The sequence below is a fragment of the Lysinibacillus sp. G4S2 genome, assembly GCF_030348505.1.
Lineage (GTDB): Bacteria > Bacillota > Bacilli > Bacillales_A > Planococcaceae > Lysinibacillus.
In genome coordinates, this window is record NZ_JAUCFJ010000002.1 from 2,222,436 (window position 1) to 2,235,340 (window position 12,905).

Genomic DNA, 12,905 nt, shown 5'->3' on the forward strand with positions numbered 1-12,905 from the left:
AAAGAAGTACCTTCATTATTTCATGAATGGGTCTTATATAATAGGTTTTATGTTTAGGGAGGCGAAGAAGATGAAGAAAGGAATCATTTTCGATAAGGATGGAACATTAATACAGCTAGATACTGTTTGGTACAAAATTGTTGATTGTGTGCTTAATGATATATTTCAAAAGTTTCCGAATGAAAAAAACAAACGTGATGAATATATGCAGATAATTGGAATGGACAATAATGATTTTGAGAGTACGAGTTTACTTGCTAGTCAAACGAATTCTTTTATTGCAGCTGCATGGTATTCAATTTTGGGAGAAAAAAATATTAAAAAAGGGGAATTTATACACGATGTTTGTGCTTCATTCAAAAAGCATTCTACATCAGATGACCTCGTATTTACAGAAGTAAAAGGTGCACAGGAAACATTAAAGTATTTAAAAGATCATGATTATATTATCGGTATTGTGACAGCAGACGATGTTGATGCAGCCATTCATTCGCTTAAAATGACGAAGCTATATGACTATATTGATTTTTTAGGTGCAGATGATGGCATCAATAAACCTAAGCCTAATAGTGAATATTATCATATTTTCAAAGATAAATTCCTACTGAATGATGAGGAAGTTTTAATGGTAGGTGACACGTTAACTGACATTCGATTTGCACGAAATAGCCGTATTGAAGTAGCCGGGGTACTTTCTGGTGCATGCAATAAGGAAGATTTAGAAGGAAAAGCAGACTATATTATAGATAGTGTTAAAGATATTCAAAAGATTTTATAGCACATTGTAGAGAGGTCTATCTGTCGAAAAACAATGACTACTTTAATTGAAAACAAATGGGTAATATTGTTGTGCTTAGAGATTTTAGCGTGGTTGTCAACATTTTTTATGTTGTATGCAAGATACGGCTTGAAGTCAAAATTATGGTTCCGGATTAGTTCAATCGCATTTGCAATTACCGGAGTGATACCGCAAGTGATTATGGGAATAATTAATTATTGGTTTACAAAGGAATTGGATTTATTTACATTCATTATTGTTTTAATAATTGGATATGGTATGACTTTCGGTAAAAAACAAGTTAAAAAGCTAGACAAATGGGCTGAAGCTAAATTTTCTAGGAAAGTAAGCTTGAAATAGTTTTATAGGAATATATTAGGCTTACTCATGGAAGATTCGAGAAATTTTATAAGAGATGGTGAAACGGATGAAATTAGGATTAGAGACGGAAACCTATCATTTACTTTTTCAAAATGGCCGAATGGATATTTTTGATTTTATTAGAAAAACAGCGGAACACGGTTTGGATGGGGTAATGATTAATGTCATTGCTTATCCCGGCGATAAATATTTACATCCTAAGTGGGGTGCTCTTGGCGGCGCTGAACCTGATCATTTAGAGAAGGTGCGTAAAGAAATTAAAAAATATGGATTATACGCAGAGATTGACGCGAGAGGAACAGAACCAGAGCATTTATCAGAGGTTATCGAAGTAGCACATAAAATTGGAGCAGATGTGATTCGGACGTATTGCTGTCCAGGCAAATATGATAAAGAATTACTAGATCAGGCCCCAAACAATATAAAAAAAGTGGTGCCACTTCTAAAAAAATATCGAATTAAATTAGCTATTGAAAACCATGAGGAAGAAATAGCTGACGAAATTATACAAATTGTCAATGAAGTAAACAGCTATTGGGTAGGAGCTCATTACGATTTTGGAAATTCAATGATGGCATGGGAAGACCCAGTGGAAGCAGCAAGAAAGCTTGCTCCGTATACGTATACAACCCACTTTAAAGATCATATTATCATCGAAGCAAAAGATGGTTATAAAGTGTGCGGTGTTCCGGCAGGACAAGGAAATATCGATTTAGACGAAATCTTTAAAATTATGGTGGAGCATTCCCCATTAACAAGAATTAATATTGAAATGTGCTATCCGTATGTAGCTCAATTTAAAAGGGAAAAAGGTACAGGTGGTGTTTTTGAAGTAGGAGAAGGTGCGTTTAAAGTGGAGAATCCTCCATTTGATCGAAATGTGATCGAGCCAGAAAATTATTACTATCCTGCTGATGAACATTTAGAAGTACTGATTGAAAAACAAATTCAAGGTGCTGAACAATCGATTAAACATGCAGTAGAGCTTAGAGATAAGTATTGTAGATAACGTCAATTTTATTAGAATATTGGCCAAGCGTAGGGTTGATTTCGCCTTGACGTAATGACATATGTTTTATTAAATGACATACTCAATTTTCGGCGATGATTCTGAAAAAATTACAATATTAGGAGGCAATGATGGCTCAGCTATTATTCGAACATATTTATAAAAAATATGATAATGATACAACGATCATAAAAGATTTTAACCTAGAAGTAAATGATGGAGAATTCATCGTTTTTGTAGGACCTTCAGGGTGTGGGAAATCGACAACATTACGTATGATCGCAGGTCTTGAAGAGATTACAGATGGGGACTTTTATATTGATGGAAAGCGTATGAATGATGTTGCACCTAAAGATCGAGATATCGCAATGGTCTTCCAAAATTACGCTCTTTATCCACATATGACGGTTTTCGATAATATGGCATTCGGTTTAAAACTTAGAAAGTATAGCAAAAAAGAGATTGAAGAACGTGTAAAACATGCAGCGGAAATCCTTGGGCTTGAGAATTATTTAGACCGAAAACCTAAAGCACTTTCAGGTGGACAACGTCAGCGTGTGGCATTAGGACGTGCGATCGTTCGGAATGCAAAAGTCTTTTTAATGGATGAACCGTTGTCAAACTTAGATGCCAAGCTACGTGTTCAAATGCGTGCTGAAATTTCGAAATTGCACCACCAATTGCAAACAACAACGATATATGTTACCCATGATCAAATCGAAGCGATGACGATGGCTTCACGTATTGTTGTGTTAAAGGACGGCATCATCCAACAAGTGGGTACACCTAAAGAAGTTTATGATCGACCTGCAAACGTATTTGTAGGAGGTTTTATAGGCTCTCCTGGAATGAATTTCTTTAAAGGAACATTAACAGAAAGTGCTTTTATAGTTGGCGATTGGAAGCTTCAGGTACCAGAAGAGAAGTTAGAGTACTTTAGAAATAACGGATATATGAATAAAGAAATTATCTTAGGTATACGACCAGAAGACTTCAATAATGGTCAAACATCTTTAGACGTATCCGATCAAACGAAAGTAACGGTCAATATTGAAGTATCAGAATTAATGGGATCAGAAACGTATCTCTATTCGAAAAATGATGGTCAATCCTTCGTTGCACGTGTTGACTCCTCAACAGATGTGCATAGCCAATCAAAGATAGACCTTATGGTGAATATGCAGAAAGCTCATTATTTTGATGCTCAAACTGAAAAAAGAATAATTTTATAGATTATTCATTATGGAAGTAGATTTCTATAGAAGAATATAAAAAAGAGGCTAAACAAAACTGGGCAAAACCTAAAAAGCGCGAGAAATCAATTTAGAAACGTTGATTTCTCGCGCTTTTTTGATGTTAAATTCTTTAATTTTGTGTAAAAAAATATGTTTATGTCATAAGCAAAGCAAATGCATGAAGGTAGATGTCGATATTTTTTGAAAGTTGGGTGATAAATTAAAAAAGTTGGGTGATAAATCGATAAAGTTGGTCGATAAACGATCAAAAGTTCTCGATAAATCTGAAAACTGTTTCGTTAAACTCTCAATGCGAACAGAGATACTGTATTTTTTAATATGTTCCGATAAATTGATGAAACATTCCGATAAAATCTGAAATTGTTCCGATAAAACACGAAATTATTCTGATAAATCACTCATCCGCGCTTTGTCGCTGCCGTTACGCTATCGCTCCACTTTCGTCGCAGAGAACTTGTCGCTGCCGTTGCGCCTCGCTCCACTTTCGAGACAGAAAAATGAGCTCCCCACCAGGTATTCTATTGAAAGGCTGAAAGTAAATGACTTTAGAAAAATTCCTTTGATCAAGTGAAGCGGTGCAAACCATCAGTGCAGTCAGATAGTGTTGCATGAAGGTAGATGTCGATATTTTTCGAAAGTTGGGTGATAAATTAAAAAAGTTGGGTGATAAATCGAAAAAGTTAGTCGATAAATCGAAAAAGTTAGTCTACAAACAATCAAAAGTTCTCAAGGTAGTAAATCTCCGGAAATATACTGCTATTAACAGAGAAATAGAGTAAAGAAAATAGAATGACTTAGTCAAACAAGAAAAAAGAGAAATCGAACAGCATCGATTTCTCTTTTTTCTTTAATAGCAGCTAGTTTTATCCTAGCCTCTTTCTTGTGTTGAAAAATAAAATGGTCAAGGAAATCTTTGTGAATGTTGGGGCGCTTTAGATGAAGGTGATTTCAGTTCCAGGCTACTCGCTTTTCCATGGGCGAGCATCGAGCCGCATCCTCCGCTTACGTTGTTGCTGTCGCTTCGCTTTCGCACAGATAAAACAGATTGTTGCTGTCGCTTCGCTTTCGCACAGATAAAACATTGCTGAAGTTTCGTTATATCACTATAAATTAGAGTGATATGCCAGAAGATACATGCTATGTGAAGTAGGTTGATTGGAGTGGAGACTGAGCGACTCCTTGGGGATTAGCGTCGAGGGCACTGAAAAACTCATCAAAATTAAAATTTTTTAACTCAAAAAAAATATCGGGCGCCATTTCATCCTTTTTTAGGAAGGGGTCGTCCGATTTCTTTCATTATTCTTTGCTTTTTTCGTTCATTAGTTTTAAAATTCTCTTCATATTCACGACAAATAGCGTTGCGGCTGCTTGTATTTGCATACCAAATAGACCCGTGGCGTTTGCTTGATTATACCCGTGTCTGTTTTTTATTTCACTATTCTTTGCTTCGATTTTATAGCGTTCTTTTGCCAATTGTTTAAAGGATTCCGTTTCCTGAAACACTTCTTGTTCTATGTGTTCATTTGACAGAAGAGAAACTGAATAACTTTTTGTTTTCGCTCCTTCTTTATAACACCCTTCTTTTAAAGGACAAACTTTACATTTTTCTATATCAAAGAAATATTTTAATTGTGTATTTTGCGTGGAATTCTTACGCTTTTTAATACTTTTACTCTTTGCTAAATGTCCAGCAGGGCACACATATAAATCGGCATCTTTATTAAACTCAAACTTACTTTCTTGCTTCCGTTGACCGTTCGTAATAACAGGATGTAGCCTTGAAATGAGTTGAATCTCTTTCTTTTTTGTGTATAATAAATTCTCTTTACCAGAATACGCTGTATCTCCAAGAATGGTGTTCACTTCTATGCCTGCTTGCTCACTCTTCTCTACTAGCTCTTGTAAATAATTCCCGTCACTTTTTTCACCTGTTGTTACAACTACTGCTGTTATAAGTCTTTCATCACTCATTGCCAAATGTGTTTTATAACCAAAGAAAGGATTCTCTTTAGATTTATAACCGACACGTGCATCAGGATCAGCTGAGTAATTTATTTTAAGCTCATAATCTTCAATAACTTCTTTGAGGACATTTACTTTTTCTTGTACACTTGGTATTTGAGCAATAGCCTTATTTTCTTCTATTATTTGAATGACTTGGTGACAATAGTCCACTTCTTTTTGGATATCTTGAGAAGTCGGTTTAGTGGGAAATTTTGATTTCATTGTTTCATCGAATTGATACACGGCTTTTCGTACCTGTTTTGATTTCTCTTGTAAAAACTCTTTCGGGGACTTCTGTTGGTAGCGTGCCTTCGTATGTGTTGCGTCTACAATCAATGTTTTACTTTTTAAAACACCCTGTGCAATAGCTAGTTCTACGGTTTTGTGAATGAGTAAATCTAACAATTGGACATCTTGTAAACGTAATCGACGGAATTTTGTTAAAGAACTTGCCTCAATAACACCTTCTTCTGGTGCCATATCTAAAAAATATTTAAAGGACATATCATATTTAGAACGTTCTACTACATCAACATCAGAAATATCATAAATTGCCTTAAGTAATAAATATTTGAACATACGAATAGGTGAAATAGCGTAACGACCATTATCTAGACAATATTTAGTCTCTAATTCCTCTAAAACAAAAGTAAAATCAATTAATTCCTTCATTTGACGAAGCATATTATCTTTTGGCACAACTAAATCATAGATTGCCATATGAGGACTAAGAGCAAGCGTTTCTTGTTTGGAAAGCATAAAAAGCACCACCTAAAATGAACAGTATACTAATAATTATAGATGAAAAAGAAAAGGAAGTAGAGAAAAAATTCGCTACTTCCTTTATCTAACCACTTTTTCAGTGCCCTCGATTAGCGTCACAGATGAGACCCTGGAGCGAGCAACGCGAGTGAAGCGGCTCATCGGACGCCCCCAGGAAGCTCTGCTCTGCGCGAAAGCGAAGCGTCAGCGGCCAAAGCGCTCAGTCGGAACGGAAATCAACCCCTCGTTTTGCCGAAGAGCCATACTGTATTTAAAATGAACCTTAATATTATTGAGATAATAGTTTTCAACAACATAAAAAGAGAAAGGTTCTCACTACATCATTACTTTTGTGCAAAATGATTTTATTGAATTAGACCTCTACGTAATGCTTCGGCAACTCCTTGGACACGATTGAAAGCATCAAGTTTGCGAATGGCAGAACGAACATAATCTTGGACAGTAAACTCACTAATACCAATAGATGCTGCCATCTCCTTTGTACTTTCTCCCCAGGACATTTTTTGCAAAACCTCTAACTCTCTTTTACTCAGTTTCTTAGGATTGTTTGAGTAATCGTCTTTGCCGAAAATTTGCCCTAAATGCTCACCGTACAGACCTAAAGAATACATAAGACTATCCTTAACAGTAAAAGTATCTGTACTGCCCATACAAGCATATCCAACTACATGTGAATTGTCACTGAGCGGAACAACAAGCATTTCTGTTGAGACACCATTCGTATATTTTACAGGAATCTCTCGAATTAAATTTGTATCGATATGCTTCGGTTTGCGTTCTTGAATAGCAGCATAAATCGGTGGCATGTTTCGTACATCTTCTCGCCAATCCCTTAAGGAAGAAATCCCTTGCTTGTCTATTCGTAATATACCTTCTCCAACCTTGCTGAGTGTTGAATAGAAATATAGACCTACACGTGAAAATTGGAAAATATCCATGAAACCTCTAACGGCAAGAACTTGCTTATCATCAAGAGAAGTAGCAGAAGAGATCGATTGTATTTGATTTTTAATCGTTGTACTAATAAGCAAAAAGACATACCTCCTCTCACTAAAACTATTAGAATATTCTCATAATATCAAAAATACTGCAGTTTGAAAATGACTAAATTCCTTTTTCCATGTTATTAATGAGGTTTATGTATATATAATGCTGAAATTGTTAATTTGAAACCCCCTATTTTTAGGGATATGTAAAAAGAGAAGAGCAAGTTATGATGAAAATGTAAACCCTTACATTGCGAGGGAGCACGGTGTAAGTGCAGGTATGATGTACATCATTTCCACAGTGTTGACTATTACTTTGAAAAGTAGGTGAGAGAAATGAATAATTCTTTTTCGGAATTTCATTTAAGAACCGCTATCTCAAGTGGAGAAGGTTCAAGGAAGCAACTTTTACAAATGATTCATGGGTTAGGTGGCAAAAGAGTTTTATTAGTAACAGATAAAGGGCTAGTTCAAGCAGGAATTACTAATGAAATCATTGATTTGTTTCAGGGGCCAGATAGTTTTATAGAATTGGTTGGTATTTTTGATGCTATCGAACAAGATGCCAAAGCCCAAAATATTACGAAGGCGGTTCAATTTTTTAAAGATCAGCAGGCAGATACGTTGGTTGCACTTGGCGGAGGAAGCGTGCTAGATGCAGTGAAAGGGATTAAGTGGTTGCTTGGGAAAGAAAGTGATGATATGGAGGGGCTATTGCTAAATAGTGTAAGAGAGTTTCCTCCAGAAGCAAAGCCAAGTAGCGTTCCACACATAGCCATCCCAACTACTGCTGGAACAGGCGCAGAAGTATCGCCAATGGCAGTTATTTTCAATGAAAAATTAGGTGCAAAATTTGTTGTAAGAACACCTTATTTAAATGCAGATATTGCTATTTTAGATCCAGAGTTAACGGTTGGATTGCCTCCTCGGATAACGGCATTTACAGGAATGGATGCATTAACACATGCAATTGAGGGGTACTTTTCAACAACTGCCACACCATTCACAGATTCGTATGCATTGCATGCAGCTCAAATAATTGCAGAAAATCTACCGAAAGTAGTGAAAGATGGGGCCAATGTAAAAGCACGTGAAAATATGCTAATAGCCAGTGCGATGGCAATTACTGCTTTTGGCTTTGGTAATAATGGCGTGCCTGTACATAATATGGCGCATGTCTTTGGAGCAAAATTTAGAATTCCACATGGATTAGCAAATGCTGTTCTTTTACCGAATGTAATGGCTGCCATTCCTTCACTCTATTTGCCAAAAATTAAAGGCTTCGCAAAAGCGTTAGGAATCGAAAATTCATCATCAGATGATTTGGAATGTTTAAGGGAAGTTATTCAGTTCATTCGAGATTTACGCGATGAAATAGAGATGCCAGAAACATTTTCTGAATTCGACATCCAACCTTCCGCGCTAGAGTCAATTGTTCAAGAAGTCCAAAACGATTCAGCTGCAGGAAAGTTTCTGATCCCAGCAGAAATTATTTTGAAGGTAACCAATGAAGTTTCAGCTGTAACATCGCGTAAAGTTGAACAATGATTAGGGAAAAGAGGTGAAGAACATATGCTGGACCCTCAGGCAAAAGTATTTTTAGATACTTTGAAAGGAAGACCGTCAAACTCGACGTTAACGGTTGAAGAAAATCGGGCAAAAAACAAAGAACTTCGCAAACTGGCAGGCCCTACTGAATCTGTAGCAGAGGTGCGTGACTATATGATTCCAGTAGAAGGTGGCGAAATTGGACTGAGGATTTATAAGCCAGAAGGTGAAGGTTTATTTCCTATTTTTATCTACATTCATGGTGGGGGATGGGTTTTAGGAGATCTTGAAACAGTAGATGTGCCCTGTCGGAATATCGTAAATAAAGCAAACTGTATCGTAGTATCTGTAGACTATCGTTTAGCTCCCGAGCATAAATTTCCAACGCCATTAATGGATTGCTATGCAGCGGCAAAATGGGTGTTTGAACATGCACATGAATTAAATGGAGATTCTGAAAAAATAGCTGTTGGCGGAGATAGTGCAGGTGGGAATTTGGCAGCAGCAGTTACAATGATGGCGCGAAAAAGTGGAGAATTTAATTTTGTGTCACAAGTATTAATTTATCCAGTGGTGGATTTCTCTTTTAATACCGATTCGTATAAAGAAAATGGAAAAGATTATTTTTTAACATATGAGAGTATGGTGTGGTTTTCACAAGCATATTTGGAGAAAGAAACGGATAAAGGAAATATTTATGCAGCACCGTTACTTGCAGAAGATTTGACCAAATTACCTCCAGCGTTAGTCATCACAGCAGAATATGATCCTTTACGTGATGAAGGATTAGCATATGCAGAGCGACTAAAATCCGCAGGTGTTCCAGTAACATCGACATGTTATAAAGGCATGATACACGGATTCTTTTGGATGAGTGGAATTTTAGAACAAGGAAAAGAAGCGGTAAATGAGGTTGCTACCTATCTAGCAAACAATTTCAATAAATTAAACGTTTTCGGAAAAGAGGAGATAACATGACCAATACAAATAAGGGAGTAAATGTAGACGCAATTGTTATTGGAGCGGGCTTTGCAGGATTATATATGGTTCACCGTTTAAGAGAAGCGGGATTTTCAGTGCAGGCTTTTGAAGCAGCACCAGATGTAGGTGGCGTTTGGTATGCCAATAGATATCCTGGAGCGAGATGTGACTCAGAAAGTATTATTTATAACTACACATTCTCAGAGGAATTAATTCAGGAATGGACATGGACTTCTAGATTCCCGGAGCAAGCAGAAATTTTAAAATATTTGAGTTTTGTAGCAGATCGCTTAGATTTACGTCGTAGTATTCAGTTTAATACACGCATTGCAGCAGCACATTATGATAAAAAGCAAAAAAAGTGGCTTATTTATACGGATGAGGGAGAGAAATTAACTGCAAAGTATTTTATCACGGGTGTAGGTTGTTTATCTGCCTCGAATATTCCGAACTTTAAAGGCTTAACTAGCTTTCAGGGGCAAGCGTATCATACAGGACATTGGCCACATGAAAAGGTAGATTTTACAGGGAAACGAGTTGGTTTAATTGGGACAGGCTCAAGTGGAATCCAAGCTACGCCAGTGATTGCACAAGAAGCGGAACATCTTACTGTTTTCCAACGAACGCCAGCATATAGTACGCCTGCGAGAAACTATCCGTATGATCCAGAATTTCTGAAACAGGTGAAGGAAAACTACGCTGACATTCGTCAAAAAATTCGCTGGTCTAAAATGGGATATCTTCATACGATTGTGAATGATCGTTCCGCCCTTGAAGATTCACCGGAACAACGTAATGAAGAATATGAAAAGATTTGGGAACGAGGCGGCTTAGGGTTTAGTCAAACGTATAATGATCTTTTAGTCGATGAGGCTGCCAATGAAACAGCAAGTGAATTTATTCGCTTAAAAATTGCTGAAACAGTGAAAGATCCAAAAGTAGCTGAAAAATTAAAACCAAGTTATTACTACTCGGCTAAACGACCAGTATTGGATACAAATTATTACGAAACATTTAATCGTGAGAACGTCACTCTAATTGATGTGAAATCTTCTCCAATTGTAGAAGTGACACCAAAAGGCTTAAAAACTTCTGAGCAGGAACATGAATTAGATATTCTTGTTTTTGCGACAGGTTATGATGCAATGACAGGTCCGTTATTTAAAATTGATATTCGTGGTAAAAACGGTGTATCACTGAAAGAAAAATGGGAAGACGGTACTCAAACAAGAACTTATTTAGGGCTTACAACTGCAGGATTTCCGAATATGTTTATGATTACTGGACCTGAAAGCCCATCTGTACTTTCCAATGTGCCTATATCAATTGAGCAACATGTAGAGTGGATTGGTGATTGCATGGAGCATATGCGTGAGCAAGGGATTGAAACGATTGAAGCGAAAGTAGAAGCGGAAGAAGCTTGGAGTAAGCATTGCTTTGAGTTAGCGCAAAAAACGCTTATGACAAAAGTAGACTCATGGTACACAGGAGCAAATATAGAAGGGAAATCTCGAGGATTCCTCATTTATGTAGGCGGTGTAGGTGAATATCGCAAAATTTGTGATGAAGTAGCTGCTAAAAACTACGAGAGTTTTAACCTAACTCTCAAAACAGAAAAGATACCACTTTCGTAAAATGGTGTACGTTTTTTATGACGTCTATTATGAGCAGAGGATGTGTTAGCTATGTATATTAATGGGAAGTGGATTACGACAGATACGTTGTTTGATGTTCATAATCCAGCAACTGGAGAAAAGGTGGATTCGGTATATTTTGTAGGTGAAAAAGAAACAGAGGACGCAATTAAGGCAGCAGAAAAGGCCTTTAAAGAATGGTCTTCACTTGCCGCAGAGCAACGAAGCTCATATTTATGGAAAATAGTCGAAAAGCTCAAAGAACAAAGAGAAGCATTTGCTCAAATCATTACGAAAGAAATGGGGAAAACCATTCATCATGCGAGGCAAGAGGTTGCTTCAAGTATAGCTTTCTTTCAATGGTATGCCGAAGAGGCTCGTAGAATTTATGGTGATATTGTTCCTGCATCAGCCGCTAATAAACGTATTCAAGTAATTAAGCAACCTGTAGGGGTAGTTGGAGCGATTACACCTTGGAATTTTCCGTTGTCGATGGCTGCGAGAAAACTGGGACCTGCTTTAGCAACGGGCTGCACGATTGTTTTGAAACCGTCTAAAGAAGCGCCGTTATCGTCTATTGCACTTTTTAAAATCTTTGATGAAATTGACCTTCCTGAAGGGGTAGCGAATTTAGTGATGGGTAGTTCCGGCCCTATTGCAAATACATTGATGAAAAGTAAAGCCGTTAAAAAAATTTCATTTACAGGATCTACAGAAGTAGGAAAAGTGTTAATTGGCCAATCCGCAGAAACGGTAAAACGTGTATCGATGGAGTTAGGTGGACACGCTCCGTTTATCGTTTTTGATGATGCAGATCTTGAATTAGCGGTTGATGGACTGATAAAAAGTAAATTCGGTTCTAATGGCCAACAATGTGTTTGTCCAAATCGTATTTATGTACAAGAAAAAATTTATGATGAATTTTCGGAAAAGTTAAATAAAAGAGTTCGAAATATTCAGGTTGGTAACGGATTAGATGAAGGAAATGACATGGGACCTTTAATCAATGCGGAAGCACTTGAAAAAGTTCACGAACAAGTTGAAAATGCGGTGGGGTTAGGTGCTAGCATTTTAAATGGCGGAAGAAAATTATCGGATGGTCAGTATGCTCAAGGATATTTTTATGATCCAACAGTTTTAGCTAATGTTACAGATGACATGCTAATCGTAAAAGAAGAGACATTTGGGCCTGTTATTCCATTGATTAAATTCCAAACAGAGGAAGAAGTAATTCAACGAGCAAACGATATTGAATATGGATTAGCTTCGTATTTTTATACTACGGATTTATCCCGCAACTATAGGGTTTCTGAACAATTGGACTATGGGATGGTTGGGGTGAATGATGCATTACCATTCGCAGTTCAGGCACCATTTGGTGGTGTAAAAGAAAGTGGAATGGGCCGAGAAGGTGGCAAGTACGGCTTAGAGGATTATTTAGATATCAAGATGATTTCTGTGCAAATTTAGGATTACTACTAAAATCTGTTCTTGAAAGTAGGTTGAAAAGCACATTCTTTTGTGGGAGGTCACGTCCTCCCGTAG

General features: G+C 37.0%; 12 protein-coding genes. 9 read left to right on the forward strand and 3 right to left on the reverse strand.

The genetic code is table 11. The annotated features are described in order from the left end of the window. The first annotated feature begins 70 nt into the window (after window positions 1-70). The 4 genes from QUF91_RS11360 to QUF91_RS11375 all read left to right on the forward strand — a co-directional run bounded on the left by QUF91_RS11360 (window position 71) and on the right by QUF91_RS11375 (window position 3,400). Complete coding sequence (locus tag QUF91_RS11360) at window positions 71-778, forward strand: HAD family hydrolase (protein WP_289417833.1); 708 nt, start codon at window positions 71-73, stop codon at window positions 776-778. A gap of 33 nt (window positions 779-811) precedes the next feature. Continuing rightward, complete coding sequence (locus QUF91_RS11365; RefSeq protein WP_289417834.1) at window positions 812-1,138, forward strand: hypothetical protein; 327 nt, start codon at window positions 812-814, stop codon at window positions 1,136-1,138. A 67-nt stretch (window positions 1,139-1,205) separates the two neighbouring features. Beyond that, window positions 1,206-2,168, forward strand: a complete 963-nt coding sequence (locus QUF91_RS11370) for a sugar phosphate isomerase/epimerase family protein (protein ID WP_289417835.1) — start codon at window positions 1,206-1,208, stop codon at window positions 2,166-2,168. Window positions 2,169-2,299: 131 nt separating this feature from the next. Continuing rightward, on the forward strand, window positions 2,300-3,400 hold the full coding sequence (locus QUF91_RS11375) for an ABC transporter ATP-binding protein (RefSeq protein ID WP_289417836.1): 1,101 nt from the start codon (window positions 2,300-2,302) through the stop codon (window positions 3,398-3,400). A gap of 983 nt (window positions 3,401-4,383) precedes the next feature. Here the strand turns inward: QUF91_RS11375 and QUF91_RS11380 are convergent. Beyond that, complete coding sequence (locus tag QUF91_RS11380; protein WP_285398116.1) at window positions 4,384-4,506, reverse strand: hypothetical protein; 123 nt, start codon at window positions 4,504-4,506, stop codon at window positions 4,384-4,386. Window positions 4,507-4,720: 214 nt separating this feature from the next. Then, window positions 4,721-6,187 (reverse strand): IS1182 family transposase, encoded by a 1,467-nt coding sequence (locus QUF91_RS11385; protein WP_285398117.1) that lies wholly within the window; start codon window positions 6,185-6,187, stop codon window positions 4,721-4,723. Window positions 6,188-6,290: 103 nt separating this feature from the next. Here QUF91_RS11385 and QUF91_RS11390 point away from each other — a divergent pair, with 103 nt between their 5' ends. After that, the gene (locus QUF91_RS11390) at window positions 6,291-6,470 is read left to right on the forward strand and encodes a hypothetical protein (RefSeq protein WP_285398118.1); all 180 of its coding nucleotides are present in this window, start codon (window positions 6,291-6,293) and stop codon (window positions 6,468-6,470) included. Between the two features lie 85 nt (window positions 6,471-6,555). On the opposite strand, the gene QUF91_RS11395 is transcribed toward QUF91_RS11390, so the two are convergent. Then, window positions 6,556-7,242, reverse strand: a complete 687-nt coding sequence (locus QUF91_RS11395; RefSeq protein ID WP_285398119.1) for a LuxR C-terminal-related transcriptional regulator — start codon at window positions 7,240-7,242, stop codon at window positions 6,556-6,558. A gap of 291 nt (window positions 7,243-7,533) precedes the next feature. Between QUF91_RS11395 and QUF91_RS11400 the strand changes: the two genes are divergently transcribed. The 4 genes from QUF91_RS11400 to QUF91_RS11415 are packed head-to-tail and all read left to right on the forward strand — an operon-like array spanning window position 7,534 to window position 12,830. Beyond that, window positions 7,534-8,745 (forward strand): iron-containing alcohol dehydrogenase, encoded by a 1,212-nt coding sequence (locus tag QUF91_RS11400; RefSeq protein ID WP_289417837.1) that lies wholly within the window; start codon window positions 7,534-7,536, stop codon window positions 8,743-8,745. A 24-nt stretch (window positions 8,746-8,769) separates the two neighbouring features. Continuing rightward, window positions 8,770-9,723 (forward strand): alpha/beta hydrolase, encoded by a 954-nt coding sequence (locus tag QUF91_RS11405; protein WP_289417838.1) that lies wholly within the window; start codon window positions 8,770-8,772, stop codon window positions 9,721-9,723. Continuing rightward, window positions 9,720-11,360 carry a flavin-containing monooxygenase gene (locus QUF91_RS11410; RefSeq protein WP_289417839.1) on the forward strand — a complete coding sequence of 547 codons (1,641 nt, stop codon included), beginning with the start codon at window positions 9,720-9,722 and terminating at the stop codon, window positions 11,358-11,360. Before QUF91_RS11405 ends, QUF91_RS11410 begins: the two co-directional genes overlap by 4 nt. A 51-nt stretch (window positions 11,361-11,411) precedes the next feature. After that, on the forward strand, window positions 11,412-12,830 hold the full coding sequence (locus QUF91_RS11415; RefSeq protein WP_289417840.1) for an NAD-dependent succinate-semialdehyde dehydrogenase: 1,419 nt from the start codon (window positions 11,412-11,414) through the stop codon (window positions 12,828-12,830). Window positions 12,831-12,905: the final 75 nt, after the last annotated feature.

Excerpts from the sequence above, each read along its gene's own strand:
- QUF91_RS11380 (WP_285398116.1), bottom strand. The coding sequence starts at position 4,506 with ATGTTTTATCTGTGCGAAAGCGAAGCGACAGCAACAATCTGTTTTATC.
- QUF91_RS11400 (WP_289417837.1), top strand. The coding sequence starts at position 7,534 with ATGAATAATTCTTTTTCGGAATTTCATTTAAGAACCGCTATCTCAAGT.
- QUF91_RS11375 (WP_289417836.1), top strand. The coding sequence starts at position 2,300 with ATGGCTCAGCTATTATTCGAACATATTTATAAAAAATATGATAATGAT.
- QUF91_RS11385 (WP_285398117.1), bottom strand. The coding sequence starts at position 6,187 with ATGCTTTCCAAACAAGAAACGCTTGCTCTTAGTCCTCATATGGCAATC.
- QUF91_RS11360 (WP_289417833.1), top strand. The coding sequence starts at position 71 with ATGAAGAAAGGAATCATTTTCGATAAGGATGGAACATTAATACAGCTA.
- QUF91_RS11410 (WP_289417839.1), top strand. The coding sequence starts at position 9,720 with ATGACCAATACAAATAAGGGAGTAAATGTAGACGCAATTGTTATTGGA.
- QUF91_RS11415 (WP_289417840.1), top strand. The coding sequence starts at position 11,412 with ATGTATATTAATGGGAAGTGGATTACGACAGATACGTTGTTTGATGTT.
- QUF91_RS11365 (WP_289417834.1), top strand. The coding sequence starts at position 812 with ATGACTACTTTAATTGAAAACAAATGGGTAATATTGTTGTGCTTAGAG.
- QUF91_RS11405 (WP_289417838.1), top strand. The coding sequence starts at position 8,770 with ATGCTGGACCCTCAGGCAAAAGTATTTTTAGATACTTTGAAAGGAAGA.
- QUF91_RS11370 (WP_289417835.1), top strand. The coding sequence starts at position 1,206 with ATGAAATTAGGATTAGAGACGGAAACCTATCATTTACTTTTTCAAAAT.